The 16,052-nt window shown below is 41.5% G+C and carries 16 protein-coding genes; 15 read left to right on the top strand and 1 reads right to left on the bottom strand.

Annotated elements, in window-relative coordinates; all coding sequences use genetic code 11:
• The first annotated feature begins 126 nt into the window (after positions 1–126).
• The 10 genes from B7705_RS08445 (at position 127) to B7705_RS10100 (ending at position 8,911) form a co-directional block, all read left to right on the top strand.
• Entirely contained in the window at positions 127–825 is a 699-nt protein-coding gene (locus tag B7705_RS08445) for an N-acetylmannosamine-6-phosphate 2-epimerase (protein ID WP_084874430.1), read from the top strand.
• Between the two features lie 114 nt (positions 826–939).
• Positions 940–2,268: an ABC transporter substrate-binding protein gene (locus tag B7705_RS08440; protein ID WP_084926108.1), complete on the top strand. Its 1,329-nt coding sequence runs from the start codon at positions 940–942 to the stop codon at positions 2,266–2,268.
• Positions 2,269–2,486: 218 nt separating this feature from the next.
• Complete coding sequence (locus B7705_RS08435; protein WP_001209417.1) at positions 2,487–3,353, top strand: carbohydrate ABC transporter permease; 867 nt, start codon at positions 2,487–2,489, stop codon at positions 3,351–3,353.
• Between the two features lie 15 nt (positions 3,354–3,368).
• Positions 3,369–4,208: a carbohydrate ABC transporter permease gene (locus B7705_RS08430; protein WP_001183243.1), complete on the top strand. Its 840-nt coding sequence runs from the start codon at positions 3,369–3,371 to the stop codon at positions 4,206–4,208.
• Between the two features lie 172 nt (positions 4,209–4,380).
• A complete protein-coding gene (locus B7705_RS08425; protein ID WP_000575449.1) occupies positions 4,381–4,833 on the top strand; it encodes a NanQ anomerase/TabA/YiaL family protein in 453 nt (150 codons plus the stop codon).
• 20 nt (positions 4,834–4,853) lie between these two features.
• The gene (locus B7705_RS08420) at positions 4,854–5,498 is read left to right on the top strand and encodes a YesL family protein (RefSeq protein ID WP_000057501.1); all 645 of its coding nucleotides are present in this window, start codon (positions 4,854–4,856) and stop codon (positions 5,496–5,498) included.
• A gap of 171 nt (positions 5,499–5,669) precedes the next feature.
• Positions 5,670–6,587, top strand: a complete 918-nt coding sequence (locus B7705_RS08415; protein ID WP_033630084.1) for a dihydrodipicolinate synthase family protein — start codon at positions 5,670–5,672, stop codon at positions 6,585–6,587.
• A 17-nt stretch (positions 6,588–6,604) separates the two neighbouring features.
• Positions 6,605–7,489 (top strand): ROK family protein, encoded by an 885-nt coding sequence (locus B7705_RS08410; protein WP_084948965.1) that lies wholly within the window; start codon positions 6,605–6,607, stop codon positions 7,487–7,489.
• 350 nt (positions 7,490–7,839) lie between these two features.
• Positions 7,840–8,604 carry a class I SAM-dependent methyltransferase gene (locus tag B7705_RS08405; RefSeq protein ID WP_084948963.1) on the top strand — a complete coding sequence of 255 codons (765 nt, stop codon included), beginning with the start codon at positions 7,840–7,842 and terminating at the stop codon, positions 8,602–8,604.
• Between the two features lie 175 nt (positions 8,605–8,779).
• On the top strand, positions 8,780–8,911 hold the full coding sequence (locus B7705_RS10100; protein ID WP_275655570.1) for a hypothetical protein: 132 nt from the start codon (positions 8,780–8,782) through the stop codon (positions 8,909–8,911).
• On the opposite strand, the gene B7705_RS08400 is transcribed toward B7705_RS10100, so the two are convergent.
• On the bottom strand, positions 8,898–9,749 hold the full coding sequence (locus tag B7705_RS08400; protein ID WP_084948962.1) for a MurR/RpiR family transcriptional regulator: 852 nt from the start codon (positions 9,747–9,749) through the stop codon (positions 8,898–8,900). The two genes, B7705_RS10100 and B7705_RS08400, sit on opposite strands and share 14 nt — an antisense overlap.
• 256 nt (positions 9,750–10,005) lie before the next feature.
• On the opposite strand from B7705_RS08400, the gene pbp2b reads away from it, so the two are divergent.
• The 5 genes from pbp2b (at position 10,006) to B7705_RS08375 (ending at position 15,929) form a co-directional block, all read left to right on the top strand.
• Positions 10,006–12,048 carry a penicillin-binding protein PBP2B gene (gene pbp2b / locus B7705_RS08395; protein WP_084948960.1) on the top strand — a complete coding sequence of 681 codons (2,043 nt, stop codon included), beginning with the start codon at positions 10,006–10,008 and terminating at the stop codon, positions 12,046–12,048.
• 10 nt (positions 12,049–12,058) lie between these two features.
• Positions 12,059–12,655 carry a recombination mediator RecR gene (gene recR / locus B7705_RS08390; RefSeq protein ID WP_000966754.1) on the top strand — a complete coding sequence of 199 codons (597 nt, stop codon included), beginning with the start codon at positions 12,059–12,061 and terminating at the stop codon, positions 12,653–12,655.
• A gap of 174 nt (positions 12,656–12,829) precedes the next feature.
• Positions 12,830–13,873: a D-alanine--D-alanine ligase gene (locus tag B7705_RS08385; protein ID WP_084948958.1), complete on the top strand. Its 1,044-nt coding sequence runs from the start codon at positions 12,830–12,832 to the stop codon at positions 13,871–13,873.
• 84 nt (positions 13,874–13,957) lie between these two features.
• Positions 13,958–15,331 carry a UDP-N-acetylmuramoyl-tripeptide--D-alanyl-D-alanine ligase gene (locus B7705_RS08380; RefSeq protein ID WP_084948957.1) on the top strand — a complete coding sequence of 458 codons (1,374 nt, stop codon included), beginning with the start codon at positions 13,958–13,960 and terminating at the stop codon, positions 15,329–15,331.
• The gene (locus tag B7705_RS08375; protein WP_084948955.1) at positions 15,318–15,929 is read left to right on the top strand and encodes an NUDIX hydrolase; all 612 of its coding nucleotides are present in this window, start codon (positions 15,318–15,320) and stop codon (positions 15,927–15,929) included. Before B7705_RS08380 ends, B7705_RS08375 begins: the two co-directional genes overlap by 14 nt.
• Positions 15,930–16,052 lie beyond the last annotated feature (123 nt).

Here is a 16,052-nt window from a genome sequence, read left to right as displayed (position 1 = left end):
ACTTTCAGGATAGTCTGTTCTATAAAATAGTTTTGAAACTGAAATCTATTCTACCATAAGCTATTGAAAGCGCTTAACAAATGATATATAATAAGCCCATAGGAACAAAGAAAAGGAGGAAAGAGGATGCCACAGATTAGCAAAGAAGCCTTGATTGAACAAATCAAAGATGGAATCATTGTTTCTTGTCAGGCACTTCCTCATGAACCGCTTTATACAGAAGCGGGAGGAGTCATTCCCTTGCTAGTCAAAGCGGCTGAGCAAGGTGGAGCAGTCGGTATCCGAGCAAACAGTGTTCGCGATATCAAGGAGATCAAGGAGGTTACGAAACTCCCGATTATCGGGATTATCAAACGTGACTATCCGCCGCAGGAGCCATTCATTACAGCTACTATGAAAGAAGTCGATGAACTGGCTGAACTAGACATTGAGGTCATTGCTCTGGATTGTACCAAACGTGAACGTTATGATGGTTTGGAAATTCAGGACTTCATCCGACAAGTCAAAGAAAAATATCCGCATCAACTCTTGATGGCTGATACCAGTACGTTTGAAGAAGGAATTGCAGCAGTTGAAGCAGGTGTTGATTTTGTTGGAACAACTCTATCAGGTTATACTTCTTACAGTCCGAAAGTAGATGGTCCAGACTTTGAACTGATCAAAAAACTCTGCGATGCCGGTGTGGATGTCATCGCTGAAGGAAAAATTCATACACCAGAACAAGCCAAACAAATTCTTGAATATGGGGTGCGAGGCATCGTTGTTGGTGGAGCTATTACTAGACCAAAAGAGATTACGGAACGCTTTGTTGCCGGTCTTAAATAATACAATCTCAAAACAGAGGAGAGTGGTCGATGCGTCAAATGAAATGAAAACGTATACAAATAGAAGGTTACTCACTATCCAATATGGACACGCTTAACAATTAGGAGAATACAAATGAAATTTAGAAAACTAGCTTGTACAGTACTTGCAGGTGCTGCGATTCTTGGCCTTGCTGCTTGTGGTAACTCTGGTGGAAGTAAAGATGCTGGAAAATCAGGAAGCGATAGCGGAAAAACAGAAATCACTTGGTGGGCATTCCCAGTATTTACACAAGAAAAAACGGGCGATGGTGTTGGAACTTATGAAAAATCAATCATCGAAGCTTTCGAAAAAGCAAATCCAGATGTAAAAGTGAAATTGGAAACCATCGACTTCAAGTCAGGTCCAGAAAAGATCACAACAGCCATCGAAGCAGGAACAGCGCCAGACGTACTCTTTGACGCACCAGGGCGTATCATCCAATACGGTAAAAATGGTAAATTGGCTGAGTTGAACGACCTCTTCACAGACGAATTCGTCAAAGATGTCAACAACGAAAACATCGTACAAGCAAGTAAGGCTGGAGACAAAGCTTACATGTATCCAATCAGTTCTGCTCCATTCTATATGGCTATGAACAAGAAAATGTTGGAAGATGCTGGAGTTGCGAACCTTGTAAAAGAAGGTTGGACAACTGATGACTTTGAAAAAGTTTTGAAAGCGCTTAAAGATAAAGGATATACACCGGGTTCATTGTTCAGTTCTGGTCAAGGGGGAGACCAAGGAACACGTGCCTTCATCGCAAACCTTTATGGCGGTTCTGTAACAGATAAAGATGTAACAAAATATACAACTGACGATCCTAAATTCGTCAAAGGTCTTGAAAAAGCTGCTAGCTGGATTAAAGACGGTCTATTGAACAACGGTTCACAATTTGACGGTGGAGCAGACATCCAAAACTTTGCGAACGGTCAAACATCATACACAATCCTTTGGGCACCAGCTCAAAACGGTATCCAAGCGAAACTCTTGGAAGCAAGTAAGGTAGACGTGGTAGAAGTACCATTCCCATCAGACTCTGGTAAACCATCTCTTGAATACCTTGTAAATGGATTTGCAGTATTTAACAACAAAGACGATAAGAAAGTCGCAGCTGCTAAGAAATTCGTTCAATTCATCGCAGATGACAAAGAATGGGGTCCTAAAGACGTAGTTCGTACAGGTGCCTTCCCAGTTCGTACTTCATTTGGCAAACTTTATGAAGACAAACGTATGGAAACAATCAGTGGCTGGACTAAATACTACTCACCATACTACAATACTATCGATGGATTTGCTGAAATGAGAACACTTTGGTTCCCAATGTTGCAATCTGTATCAAATGGTGACGAAAAACCAGCGGATGCTTTGAAAGCCTTCACTGAAAAAGCTAACGAAACAATCAAAAAAGCTACAAAACAATAAGCACTACGTCAGATTGATTCCCCCTTTTCCCTGTGCACTAAGGTGTAAGAAAAGGGGGACTTTTGTTTGAAATGTAAGGAACTATCACGAAATTAAAATGAAGTTCTTACATAAGCGAATCTTAAAAAATTTCATTTTGATTTTAAAACAGTTCAAGAAAATCAAAAACTATTCTATTTGAAAGAGAGGTGCCGACTGTGAAAGTCAATAAAATTCGTATGCGGGAAACAGTGATTTCCTACGCTTTCCTAGCACCAGTATTGTTCTTCTTTGTTATCTTTGTCTTGGCTCCTATGATTATGGGATTCATTACAAGTTTCTTTAACTACTCCATGACCAGCTTTGAGTTTGTGGGCTTGGACAACTACATTCGCATGTTTAAAGACCCTGTCTTTACCAAGTCTTTGATCAATACCGTTATTCTGGTTATTGGATCAGTACCGATTGTGGTTCTCTTCTCGCTCTTTGTAGCATCTCAAACCTATCATCAAAATGCCATTGCCCGTTCTTTCTATCGTTTCGTCTTCTTCCTTCCTGTAGTTACAGGTAGTGTTGCCGTAACGGTTGTATGGAAATGGATCTATGACCCTCTATCAGGGATTCTAAACTTTGTCCTTAAGTCAAGCCACATCATCAGCCAAAACATTTCTTGGCTGGGTGACAAAAATTGGGCTTTGCTAGCGATTATGATTATCCTTTTGACAACATCTGTTGGTCAACCGATTATCCTTTATATCGCTGCTATGGGGAATATTGACAACTCACTTGTTGAAGCAGCGCGTGTTGACGGTGCGACTGAATTTCAAGTCTTCTGGAAGATCAAATGGCCAAGCCTCCTTCCAACAACTCTTTACATCGCGATCATCACAACCATCAACTCATTCCAATGTTTCGCCTTGATTCAGCTCTTGACATCTGGTGGTCCAAACTACTCAACAAGTACCTTGATGTACTACCTTTACGAAAAAGCCTTCCAATTGACAGAGTACGGCTATGCAAATACTATCGGTGTCTTCTTGGCAGTGATGATTGCCATTGTCAGCTTTGCTCAATTCAAGATCCTCGGAAACGACGTAGAATACTAAAGAAAGGAGACAGTTATGCAACCTACACAAAAGAAACCTTTAACAGCTTTCACTGTTATCTCGACGATTATCTTGCTCTTGTTGACCGTACTGTTCATCTTTCCATTCTACTGGATCTTGACAGGGGCCTTCAAATCACAGCCTGATACCATTATGATTCCGCCACAGTGGTTCCCTAAAATGCCAACCATGGAGAATTTCCAACAACTCATGGTGCAAAACCCTGCTATGCAGTGGATGTGGAACTCTGTATTTATCTCACTAGTAACCATGTTCTTAGTCTGTGCAACCTCTTCTCTAGCAGGTTATGTCTTGGCTAAAAAACGTTTCTATGGTCAACGGATCCTCTTTGCAGTCTTTATCGCTGCCATGGCACTTCCAAAACAAGTTGTCCTTGTACCATTGGTACGTATCGTCAACTTCATGGGAATTCACGATACTCTCTGGGCAGTTATCTTGCCTTTGATCGGATGGCCATTTGGGGTCTTCCTCATGAAACAGTTCAGTGAAAATATCCCGACAGAATTGCTTGAATCAGCTAAAATCGACGGATGTGGTGAGATTCGTACCTTCTGGAGCGTAGCCTTCCCAATTGTAAAACCAGGATTTGCAGCTCTTGCGATCTTTACCTTCATCAATACTTGGAACGACTACTTTATGCAGTTGGTTATGTTGACTTCACGTCAAAACTTGACTATCTCACTCGGGGTTGCGACCATGCAGGCCGAAATGGCAACCAACTACGGTTTGATCATGGCGGGTGCAGCTCTCGCAGCAGTGCCAATCGTAACCGTCTTCCTTGTCTTCCAAAAATCCTTCACTCAGGGTATCACTATGGGAGCTGTTAAAGGATAAGAAAAGTAAACTAGTATATCAAGGTTGCGGAAGTGGTCTTGACATGCTATGGAAATATAGTTTCATAAGTGTCGACAAAATGGAGAGTATGCAGTTACTTCGTGAAGTTTTGTCAGACACTTATAAACTTAATTTATGATTTTAGTTAACTATCAGAAACGAAGGAAACAGTATGATTTTTGACGATTTGAAAAACATTACCTTTTACAAGGGAATCCATCCCAATCTAGACAAGGCTATCGACTATCTCTATCAGCACCGTAAGGATTCTTTCGAACTCGGTAAGTATGAGATTGACGGGGACAAGGTCTTTCTAGTTGTTCAGGAAAATGTCCTCAATCAAGCTGAAAATGATCAATTTGAGCATCATAAGAACTATGCAGACTTGCATTTGCTGGTAGAAGGGCATGAATATTCGAGCTACGGTTCACGTATCAAAGACGAGGCAGTAGCATTCGACGAAGCGAGCGACATTGGCTTTGTCCATTGTCATGAAAAATACCCACTCTTGTTGGGCTATCACAATTTTGCGATTTTCTTCCCAGGAGAACCACACCAGCCAAATGGCTACGCAGGGATGGAAGAAAAAGTTCGCAAATATCTCTTTAAAATTTTGATTGATTAAAAGAATCAGGAGGAGCAAACATGGCACAAAAAGGAGTAAGCCTTATCAAGGCAGCATTTGATACAGATAACTTTCTCATGCGTTTCAGTGAGAAGGTCTTGGATATCGTCACAGTCAATCTTCTTTTTGTCGTATCTTGTTTGCCCATCGTGACGATTGGAGTGGCGAAAATCAGCCTTTATGAGACCATGTTTGAGATTAAGAGAAGCAGACGGGTACCAGTATTTAGAACTTATCTAAGAGCTTTCAAGCAAAATCTGAAACTGGGTTTCCAGTTAGGTTTGCTGGAGTTAGGCATTGTTTTGCTGAGTCTTTTAGATCTCTATCTCTTCTGGGGTCAGACAGCTTTGCCTTTCCAGATTGTGAAAGCTATATGTTTGGGGATTCTCATCTTCCTCACTCTGGTGATGCTGGCTAGTTACCCCATCGCTGCGCGCTATGATTTGTCTTGGAAAGAAGTGCTGCAAAAAGGGCTTATCTTGGCAAGTTTTAACTTTCCTTGGTTCTTCCTCATGTTAGCCATTCTCTTTCTCATAGTGATGGTTCTTTATCTATCCGCCTTCACTCTCCTTTTGGGTGGATCGGCCTTTATCCTCTTTGGTTTTGGTTTGCTAGTCTTTCTCCAAGCAGGTTTGATGGAGAAAATCTTCGCCAAATACCAGTAGGATGGCTCGTCCCTGAAACTACTTTCAATCGTTATAGTTTCTAAAATACAAGTAGAAACTAAAATCTAAGTGTATACAAGATATTGAAAGCGATTTTCACAAGGTGTATACTAAACTTGTAAAAAATAGAACTGCTCTCAGCAGAAAAAAAGAAATCTTAGGAGAAAATCTATGTCAGATTTGAAAAAATACGAAGGTGTCATTCCAGCCTTCTACGCATGTTATGATGATCAAGGAGAAGTCAGTCCAGAGCGTACGCGTGCCTTGGTTCAATACTTCATTGATAAGGGTGTTCAAGGCCTCTATGTCAATGGTTCTTCTGGTGAATGTATTTACCAAAGTGTGGCAGACCGTAAATTGATTTTGGAAGAAGTCATGGCAGTTGCTAAAGGCAAATTGACTATCATTGCCCATGTTGCCTGCAACAATACCAAAGATAGTATGGAACTTGCTCGCCACGCGGAAAGCTTGGGTGTAGATGCCATTGCAACGATTCCACCGATTTACTTCCGCTTGCCAGAATACTCAGTTGCTAAATACTGGAATGACATTAGTGCTGCAGCACCAAACACAGACTATGTTATCTACAATATTCCTCAATTGGCAGGTGTTGCTTTGACTCCAAGTCTTTATACTGAAATGTTGAAGAATCCACGTGTTATCGGTGTTAAGAACTCTTCTATGCCAGTTCAAGATATCCAAACCTTTGTCAGCCTTGGTGGAGAAGACCACATCGTATTCAATGGTCCAGATGAACAGTTCCTAGGTGGACGACTCATGGGTGCTAAAGCTGGTATCGGTGGTACTTATGGTGCGATGCCAGAACTCTTCTTGAAACTCAATGAGTTGATTGCTGAGAAAGACTTGGAAACAGCGCGTGAATTGCAATACGCTATCAACGCAATCATTGGCAAGCTCACTTCTGCACATGGAAATATGTACGGTGTCATCAAAGAAGTCTTAAAGATTAATGAAGGCTTGAATATTGGTTCTGTTCGTTCACCATTGACGCCAGTAACCGAAGAAGATCGCCCAGTTGTAGAAGCAGCAGCGCAATTGATTCGTGAAACCAAGGAGCGCTTCCTCTAATCCATAAGGAGGTATTTATGACACACTACGTTGCAATTGATATTGGTGGAACCAATATCAAATATGGTTTGATTGACCAAGAAGGCCAACTTGTTGAATCGCATGAAATGCCAACAGAGGCGCATAAGGGCGGTCCTCATATCTTACAAAAGACCAAAGATATCGTAGCCAGCTATTTAGAAAAATGCCCAGTAGCAGGTGTTGCTATTTCTTCTGCAGGAATGGTGGATCCCGACAAAGGCGAGATTTTCTATGCCGGACCTCAAATCCCTAACTATGCAGGAACCCAGTTCAAGAAGGAAATTGAGACGAGCTTTGCGATTCCTTGTGAAATTGAGAATGATGTCAACTGTGCAGGTCTTGCTGAGGCAGTATCTGGTTCGGGCAAGGGAGCGAGTGTCACTCTTTGCTTGACCATTGGAACAGGTATCGGTGGTTGCTTGATTATGGATGGGAAAGTCTTCCATGGATTTAGCAACTCAGCTTGCGAAGTCGGTTACATGCACATGCAGGATGGAGCTTTTCAAGACTTGGCTTCTACGACAGCTTTGGTGGAGTATGTAGCAGCAGCTCATGGTGATTCAGTTGATCAGTGGAATGGCCGACGCATTTTCAAGGAAGCTACCGAAGGAAACAAGATCTGTATGGCAGGTATTGACCGCATGGTAGATTACCTTGGAAAAGGTCTGGCAAATATTTGCTATGTTGCCAATCCAGAAGTGGTCATTCTCGGTGGCGGTATCATGGGGCAAGAGGCTATCCTCAAACCAAAGATCCGCACAGCCTTGAAGGCGGCCTTGGTACCAAGCCTAGCTGAAAAGACGAGATTAGAATTTGCCCATCACCAAAACACAGCAGGGATGTTGGGAGCCTATTATCATTTCAAAACAAAACAATCCTAGTTTGGAGCTATAGAATTAAGAAAAACACTTAGTCACTACTTGAGTGAAAACTGTTTTGCTTAATTCTTTTTTTGATGAAAAATTTGAGCCAAAGGATGTAATCGTGAGAAACTAGGATAAAATAACCGCCTTGTATGAAAGGTTAAGCCGAGATGATAAACTACAAGGCGAGAGCAATTCTATCATCCATTTAATTGATATTTAGCTTGAGTAAATGGGAAAATGTGGAAAAATGATATAATGAGATGGACGAAAAATTGACAAATTAGAATTTGTAGAGGTGAAAAAATGTATTGGCAACCTATTCACCCTGAAATCGAAATCAGATAAAATTACGAGGAGATTGTAAGATGAGTAATTATATAAAATTAAATGAAGATAGATGGAATAAGGTAAAAAATGACTACACTGAGCCATTGACACATGAAGAATTAGAAGAAGTTAGAAATAATCCCATTTCTGTTGCCTTAACTGTTGGGAAAAAAGTTCCGATAGAATGGTTTGAAAAAGCCAAGGGGAAAAAGATATTAGGGTTGGCTTGTGGTGGTGGTCAGCAGGGTCCCGTTTTTGCTGCAAAAGGTTATGATGTCACCATCATGGATTTTTCTACATCACAATTAGAAAGAGACGAGATGGTTGCTAAAAGAGAAGGCTTAAAGATCAATACTGTTCAAGGCGATATGACAAAACCTTTTCCATTTGAAGATGAAACTTTTGATATTGTTTTTAATCCAGTTTCAAATGTATATATAGGAGATTTAGAAAACATGTATAAAGAAGCCGCTCGAGTATTGAAAAAGGGTGGACTGTTAATGGTCGGATTTATGAATCCTTGGATATACATGTATGATGCTGACATTGTATGGGACAAACCCGATGAGGAATTACTTTTAAAGTTTTCACTACCTTTTAATTCAAGAGAGCTTGAAGAGGAAGGCGAAATCACCATCAATCCAGAATATGGATATGAATTTAGCCATACCTTAGAAACTCAGATTAGAGGACAACTAAAAAATGGTCTCGCTATGATCGATTTTTATGAATCGTGTGACAAAAGACATCGATTATCACGTTATGGAAATGATTATATAGCTACACTTTGCATTAAACTATAATCTTATAGAACACATTTCAGGAGAATAGCCCGTTTTATTTTCTGTAAGGGTTAAAATCTAAATCTCAGCTTGTCGAAGCAAAACAATTAAATAAAATTAGAGAAAGGAAGTAAAAGCAAATAGCTGATACTTCCTTTTTTTGTTGTCAAAGATTAAAAAACGGAGAGGAGAATTTATGGAAGAATTGAAAAATACAGATAAAAAAGCATCAGCACAAAGAGAAAAATTGGAAAGACAACCTATTAGCCAATTATCATTTCAAAACAAAAGAATCCTAGTTTGGTTGAGCCAAACTAGGATTTTCTAACGCGTTTTTGTCTACGATAGCCGTTGAGTTTTTTATTTTCCCAATAGCTGTTAAAGATTTTTTCCTTGCTATCTCGATTGATTTCCAAAAAGTAGGCATAAATCAAATCTATTAAAATGAGCATAGGGAGCTGAGCGGAAATACGCTGGATGTAAGAAGATTGGCTATGATTTGCGACAAGGACTGTTTCGGTATAAGCCTGACTATTTTTGTTTGGAGCGCTGGTAAAGAGAATGGTCTTAGCCCCCATTTCCTTGGCATCCAACAAACTATCTAGGACGGATTGGGTGGTGCCAGACAGGGAAAAGCCAAGTACCAAACAGTTTTCATCCATGATACTGGTCGTCCATGCAAAGCCATCCTGATCGGTCAAAGCTTCACAGACAACACCTAGACGCATAAAACGGAGTTTCATCTCACGGGCAATCAGACCAGAACTTCCCGTTCCAAAAAAGTAAACTCGTTCAGCGTCATCGATTAGCTGGGCAACTCGTTCCAGTTGTTCTTCGTCAATTAAATCCTGTGTTTGTTCCCGTAGGTTGCTGTAGCTTCGTAAAACACGTTTGGTCAAAGGACTGTGTTGGTGAGAGTGGGTATCCTGTTTATTGGCCTGGTGTTGGTATTGAAAAACAAATTCTCGATAGCCAGTAAAGCCACATTTTTTTGCAAAACGGGTAAGAGCAGCTTGGGAAACATGCAGTTTTTGAGTAACCTGTTGCGATGATAGATCATCCACAATCGTATCTACCTGCAAGAAATAACGAGCGATTTCCTGTTCTAACTCTGTTAATTCTTCAAAATGAAGATCAATAATAGTTGCGATATCCTGCTTTTTCATGGAGCTCCTTTTCATGAGTCAAACTCTTAAAAGTTGACGATTGCCAGCTTATTAACATCATTATATCATAGAAGTTAGGATAACCAAATAAAAAGGCATTTTTGATTAAAAGTCAAAAAATGCTTCGACTTTTCCAAGAGTTTCTCCGTAAAATATGGTACAATGAAAAGTACCGAGCTTCACCCGTTTGCTCTATTATTTTAGCTGAAAATGAAGGTGAAAATCGGGAATTTTTCTAGAAAAGAGTCTTAGTTGTATGAGAAAATTCAATAGCCATTCGATTCCGATTCGGCTTAATTTACTGTTTGCCATTGTTATCCTACTGTTTATGACCATTATCGGTCGATTGTTATACATGCAGGTGCTGAATAAAGATTTCTATGAAGCAAAGTTGGCATCAGCCAGCCAGACTAGGGTGACAACCAGTTCAGCTCGTGGGCAAATCTACGATGCAACAGGGAAACCCTTGGTAGAAAACACACTTAAGCAAGTTGTTTCTTTCACACGAAACAATAAGATGACGGCGGCAGAGTTAAAGGAGACGGCTAAAAAACTGCTGACTTACGTGAATGTCACTTCCCCTGAACTCACAGACCGTCAGATTGCAGACTACTACTTGGCGGATCAGGACGTTTATAAAAAAACAGTCGAATCCTTACCAAGCGATAAACGCCTAGATTCAGATGGGAACCGCTTATCAGAAGCGACACTTTACAATAATGCGGTTGAAAGCATAGACGTGAGTCAACTTAATTATACAGATGACCAGAAAAAGGAAATCTATCTCTTTAGTCAGCTCAATGCTGTTGAAAATTTTGCAACGGGCACCATTTCAACAGATGCTTTAGATGATACTCAGGTTGCTCTTGTGGCTTCTGCATCCAAGGAATTACCGGGCATTAGTATTTCAACCTCATGGGACCGAAAAGTACTGGACACTTCTCTATCGTCTATCGTCGGTAGCGTTTCAAATGAAAAGTCAGGACTTCCAGCTGAGGAAGTTGACGCTTATCTCAAGAAAGGCTACTCACTCAATGACCGAGTTGGGACTTCCTATCTTGAAAAGCAATATGAAGATGTCCTCCAAGGCAAACGCTCCGTCAAGGAAATCCATCTCGACAAACATGGAAACATGGAAAGTGTGGAAAATGTCGAGGAAGGAAGCAAAGGAAACAATATCAAACTAACGATTGACTTAGCTTTCCAAAATGGAGTGGATGACCTGCTTAAGAGCTACTTTAACTCGGAGTTGAGTAATGGTGGCGCTAAATATTCTGAAGGGGTCTACGCTGTGGCCCTCAATCCCAAAACTGGTGCAGTTCTGGCGATGTCAGGTGTCAAGCATGATGTTGAATCAGGGAAATTGAGCTCAGACTCCCTAGGGACAGTTACCAACGTCTTTGTGCCAGGATCTGTCGTCAAGGCAGCGACCATTAGTTCTGGTTGGGAAAATGGAGTTTTGTCAGGCAATCAAACCTTGACAGACCAGCCGATTGTTTTCCAAGGTTCAGCTCCTATCAATTCATGGTACACCTTGTCATACGGTTCTTTCCCTATCACAGCGGTTGAAGCTTTGGAATATTCCTCTAATACCTACATGGTGCAAACAGCTTTGGGAATTATGGGACAGACCTATAAACCCAATATGATGGTAGCAACGAGTCAATTAGATACAGCTATGGGCAAATTGCGGTCAACCTTTGGGGAATATGGACTCGGAGCTTCAACGGGGATTGATCTTCCAGATGAATCAACAGGATTTATACCAAAAGAATTTGATTTGGCCAACTATCTAAATAATGCTTTTGGTCAGTTTGATAACTACACACCTATGCAGTTAGCCCAGTATGTCGCAACCATTGCAAACAACGGTGTGCGTTTAGCTCCTCACATCGTTGAAGGCGTTTATGGAAACAATGACCAAGGTGGCTTAGGCAGTCTGGTTCAGGAAACAGCTGCCAAGGAAATGAACAAGGTTAATATCTCAGAAGCAGATATGGCTATCTTGCAGCAAGGTTTCTATCAAGTTTCGCATGGAACGAGCGCTTTGACAACTGGTCGTGCCTTTTCAAATGGCGCAGCCGTTTCCATCAGCGGGAAAACGGGGACAGCCGAAAGTTACGTTAATGGCGGTCAAAAAGCCAATAATACCAACGCAGTCGCTTATGCACCAACCGATAATCCAAAGATTGCGGTTGCAGTCGTCTTTCCTCATAACACTAATCTTACAAATGGTGTCGGACCTTCGATTGCACGCGATATTATCAATCTTTATCACCAACACCATCCGATGAATTAGAAAGGGACTTATGCTGTATCCAACACCTATTGCCAAGCTGATTGATAGTTATTCAAAGTTACCGGGTATCGGGATTAAAACGGCTACCCGCCTAGCCTTCTATACTATTGGAATGTCTGATGACGATGTCAATGAATTTGCCAAAAATCTCTTATCTGCTAAACGGGAATTGACCTATTGTTCCATTTGCGGTCGCTTGACTGACGATGATCCTTGCTCTATCTGTACAGATCCAACTCGTGACCAGACAACCATCTTGGTGCTAGAAGATAGTCGCGATGTGGCTGCCATGGAAAATATCCAAGAATACCACGGACTCTATCATGTCTTGCATGGCCTCATTTCTCCGATGAATGGCATCAGCCCAGACGATATCAATCTCAAGAGTCTTATGACCCGTCTCATGGACAGTGAGGTTTCAGAGGTGATTGTGGCAACCAATGCGACAGCGGATGGAGAAGCGACCTCTATGTATCTCTCTCGTCTTCTCAAGCCAGCTGGTATCAAGGTCACTCGCCTAGCACGAGGTCTAGCCGTGGGAGCAGATATCGAGTATGCGGACGAAGTCACACTCTTACGAGCCATTGAAAATCGGACAGAGTTGTAGGAGTAAACAAATTTACGAACTCAATTCATTTATACAAAAATCAAGGAGACCGAGTTTGTCGTTATCGGTCTCTTTTTATATTTCTTTACTATCAGTACCATGTTCAAGTTTCAAAAAAGAAGCAAATATGATATACTAAGGTGCGAGTATTCTATTAGAAAATAGGACAGTAATATGAAACAAACAATTATTCTTTTATACGGTGGACGGAGTGCAGAGCGTGAGGTCTCTGTACTATCAGCTGAGAGTGTCATGCGTGCGGTCAACTACGACCGTTTCACAGTCAAGACTTTCTTTATCAGTCAGTCAGGTGACTTTATCAAAACGCAAGAATTTAGCCAGACTCCAGGTCAAGAAGATCGTCTCATGACCAATGCGACCATTGACTGGGACAAGAAAATCGCGCCAAGTGCCATCTATGAAGAAGGTGCTGTGGTCTTTCCAGTTCTTCACGGTCCAATGGGAGAAGATGGTTCAGTTCAAGGATTCTTGGAAGTTTTGAAAATGCCCTATGTCGGCTGCAATATCTTGTCATCAAGCCTTGCCATGGATAAAATCACGACCAAGCGAGTTTTAGAATCTGTAGGGATTGCCCAAGTTCCTTATGTGGCTATCGTCGAAGGGGATGATGTGACTTCTAAAATCGCTGAAGTTGAAGAAAAATTGACTTATCCAGTCTTCACGAAACCGTCAAACATGGGTTCAAGTGTCGGTATTTCTAAGTCTGAAAACCAAGAAGAACTCCGTCAAGCTTTGGAACTTGCCTTCCAATATGACAGCCGTGTCTTGGTTGAGCAAGGAGTGAATGCTCGTGAAATTGAGGTTGGTCTCTTGGGAAACTACGATGTCAAGAGTACACTTCCTGGTGAAGTGGTCAAGGATGTTGCCTTTTATGACTACGATGCCAAGTATATTGACAACAAGATTACCATGGACATCCCAGCCAAGATTAGTGATGATGTAGTAGCTGTCATGCGTCAAAATGCAGAAACTGCCTTCCGTGCGATCGGTGGTCTTGGTCTATCTCGCTGTGATTTCTTCTATACAGATAAGGGCGAGGTTTTCCTAAACGAGCTCAATACCATGCCAGGTTTTACCCAGTGGTCTATGTACCCACTACTTTGGGATAATATGGGAATCAGCTATTCAGAACTAATCGAGCGTTTGGTTGACCTTGCCAAGGAGAGCTTTAACAAGCACGAAGCGCATTTGCTATAAAGATGGAAGAGAGGGGTAGAAGCCGGAATCGTCACTGTAGGTGATTAGAGTTCTCGGACTTCAACCCTTTTTAAAGGAGTAGAAATGAAATTAACAATCCATGAAGTCGCCCAAGCTGTTGGAGCTAAAAATGATGTCAGTCTTTTTGCGGACGTTCAGTTAGAAAAGGCTGAGTTTGACAGTCGTTTGATTGGGACGGGAGATTTGTTTGTGCCACTCAAAGGTGCGCGTGATGGTCATGACTTTATCGAAACAGCTTTTGAAAATGGTGCAGCAGTAACCCTGTCTGAGAAGGAAGTAGAAGGTCATCCCTACATTCTAGTAGACGACGTGTTGACTGCTTTTCAAGCCCTCGCAGCCTACTATCTTGAAAAAACGGCAGTTGATGTCTTTGCGGTCACAGGTTCAAATGGCAAGACAACGACCAAGGATATGTTGGCGCATTTACTGTCAACAACCTATAAGACATACAAAACTCAAGGCAACTACAATAATGAGATAGGCCTTCCTTACACAGTTCTTCATATGCCTGAGGGAACAGAAAAGTTGGTCTTGGAGATGGGGCAGGACCACTTGGGAGATATTCATCTCTTGTCTGAATTGGCTCATCCTAAGACAGCCATCGTGACCTTGGTTGGAGAAGCTCATTTGGCCTTTTTCAAAGACCGTTCAGAGATTGCCAAAGGAAAAATGCAAATTGCAGATGGTATGGCTTCAGGTTCTTTGCTTTTGGCACCAGCCGACTCCATTGTAGAGGACTACTTGCCAGCTGATAAAAAGGTGGTTCGTTTTGGGCAAGGGGCAGAATTGGAAATCACAGACTTGGTCGAACGCAAGGATAGTCTGACCTTTAAGGCCAATTTCTTGGAACAAGCCCTCGATTTGCCAGTGACAGGTAAGTACAATGCCACCAATGCTATGATTGCATCTTATGTTGCCCTACAAGAAGGAGTTTCAGAGGAACAGATTCATCAGGCCTTTCAGAACCTAGAATTGACCCGTAATCGTACCGAGTGGAAGAAAGCTGCCAACGGAGCAGATATTCTGTCAGATGTTTACAATGCCAATCCAACTGCTATGAAGCTAATTTTAGAGACTTTCTCTGCTATTCCAGCTAATGAAGGTGGCAAGAAAATTGCGGTTTTGGCAGATATGAAAGAACTTGGAGACCAGTCTGTCCAACTCCATAACCAGATGATTTTGAGCCTCTCGCCCGATGTGCTTGATACGGTTATTTTCTACGGGGAAGACATTGCTGAATTGGCCCAACTGGCCAGTCAAATGTTCCCAATCGGCCACGTTTATTACTTCAAAAAAACAGCCGACGAGGACCAATTTGAAGGTCTTGTCAAGCAGGTTAAGGCAAGCCTTGGTGCCAATGACCAAATCTTGCTCAAAGGCTCGAACTCTATGAATCTAGCCAAGTTGGTAGAAAGTTTAGAAAATGAATGCAAGTGATTTTACCAAGTATCTGCAAAGAATGCTAGCCATTACGGATACTGGATTAACCTTCACAAAAGATCCTTTTGACTGTGAGCGATACGAGGACTTACGTGCGATCTTATCTGATATTTTGAGAGAAACTACAGAACTAAAGCAAGAGGAAGTAACAGAGCTCCTGAGACCAACTGGTGCTTATGCAACTCCTCTGATGGACGTCCGTGCTTGGATTGTTGAGGATGAAAAGATTTGTCTGGTTAGGGGACAAGGAGAGGATAGCTGGTCTTTGCCAGGTGGCTTTGGTGAGGTCGGCTATTCTCCAACCGAAAATATTCTTAAGGAAATTGAAGAAGAAACCGGTTTTACAGCAAAAGCTGAAAGGTTACTTGCAGTTTTTGACACCAATCGTTTCCAACTACAGAGCAAACAATATGCAAAGTTTGTGTTTGAATGCCAACTCATTGAGGGACGATTTCAAGAGAATCAAGAAATTGCTGAGCTTCAATTTTTTGCCATTAACCAATTGCCAGCCTTATCTGAAAAACGCATCACCAAGGAACAAATGGAGATTCTTTGGCAGGTTTATAAAGGACAAAGAGACCAATATATTGATTAGGTTATGCTAGAGAAATCTGCAAATCAAAAAAGGGTGTTTGTAAGATGCATTTCTGCGATACAAATGATATAATAGGTTGCGAATTTAAGACGCAAGTGTTCTATGCATGTCATAGAATCAAGT

It is taken from the genome of Streptococcus oralis subsp. dentisani (assembly GCF_002096685.1).
Taxonomy (GTDB): domain Bacteria; phylum Bacillota; class Bacilli; order Lactobacillales; family Streptococcaceae; genus Streptococcus; species Streptococcus oralis_AD.
The sequence above is the reverse complement of the archived record's forward strand: the minus strand, read 5'-3'. Positions and strand labels throughout refer to the sequence as shown.

Excerpts from the sequence above, each read along its gene's own strand:
- B7705_RS08445 (WP_084874430.1), top strand. The coding sequence starts at position 127 with ATGCCACAGATTAGCAAAGAAGCCTTGATTGAACAAATCAAAGATGGA.
- B7705_RS08440 (WP_084926108.1), top strand. The coding sequence starts at position 940 with ATGAAATTTAGAAAACTAGCTTGTACAGTACTTGCAGGTGCTGCGATT.
- B7705_RS08435 (WP_001209417.1), top strand. The coding sequence starts at position 2,487 with ATGCGGGAAACAGTGATTTCCTACGCTTTCCTAGCACCAGTATTGTTC.
- B7705_RS08430 (WP_001183243.1), top strand. The coding sequence starts at position 3,369 with ATGCAACCTACACAAAAGAAACCTTTAACAGCTTTCACTGTTATCTCG.
- B7705_RS08425 (WP_000575449.1), top strand. The coding sequence starts at position 4,381 with ATGATTTTTGACGATTTGAAAAACATTACCTTTTACAAGGGAATCCAT.
- B7705_RS08420 (WP_000057501.1), top strand. The coding sequence starts at position 4,854 with ATGGCACAAAAAGGAGTAAGCCTTATCAAGGCAGCATTTGATACAGAT.
- B7705_RS08415 (WP_033630084.1), top strand. The coding sequence starts at position 5,670 with ATGTCAGATTTGAAAAAATACGAAGGTGTCATTCCAGCCTTCTACGCA.
- B7705_RS08410 (WP_084948965.1), top strand. The coding sequence starts at position 6,605 with ATGACACACTACGTTGCAATTGATATTGGTGGAACCAATATCAAATAT.
- B7705_RS08405 (WP_084948963.1), top strand. The coding sequence starts at position 7,840 with ATGAGTAATTATATAAAATTAAATGAAGATAGATGGAATAAGGTAAAA.
- B7705_RS10100 (WP_275655570.1), top strand. The coding sequence starts at position 8,780 with ATGGAAGAATTGAAAAATACAGATAAAAAAGCATCAGCACAAAGAGAA.
- B7705_RS08400 (WP_084948962.1), bottom strand. The coding sequence starts at position 9,749 with ATGAAAAAGCAGGATATCGCAACTATTATTGATCTTCATTTTGAAGAA.
- pbp2b (WP_084948960.1), top strand. The coding sequence starts at position 10,006 with ATGAGAAAATTCAATAGCCATTCGATTCCGATTCGGCTTAATTTACTG.
- recR (WP_000966754.1), top strand. The coding sequence starts at position 12,059 with ATGCTGTATCCAACACCTATTGCCAAGCTGATTGATAGTTATTCAAAG.
- B7705_RS08385 (WP_084948958.1), top strand. The coding sequence starts at position 12,830 with ATGAAACAAACAATTATTCTTTTATACGGTGGACGGAGTGCAGAGCGT.
- B7705_RS08380 (WP_084948957.1), top strand. The coding sequence starts at position 13,958 with ATGAAATTAACAATCCATGAAGTCGCCCAAGCTGTTGGAGCTAAAAAT.
- B7705_RS08375 (WP_084948955.1), top strand. The coding sequence starts at position 15,318 with ATGAATGCAAGTGATTTTACCAAGTATCTGCAAAGAATGCTAGCCATT.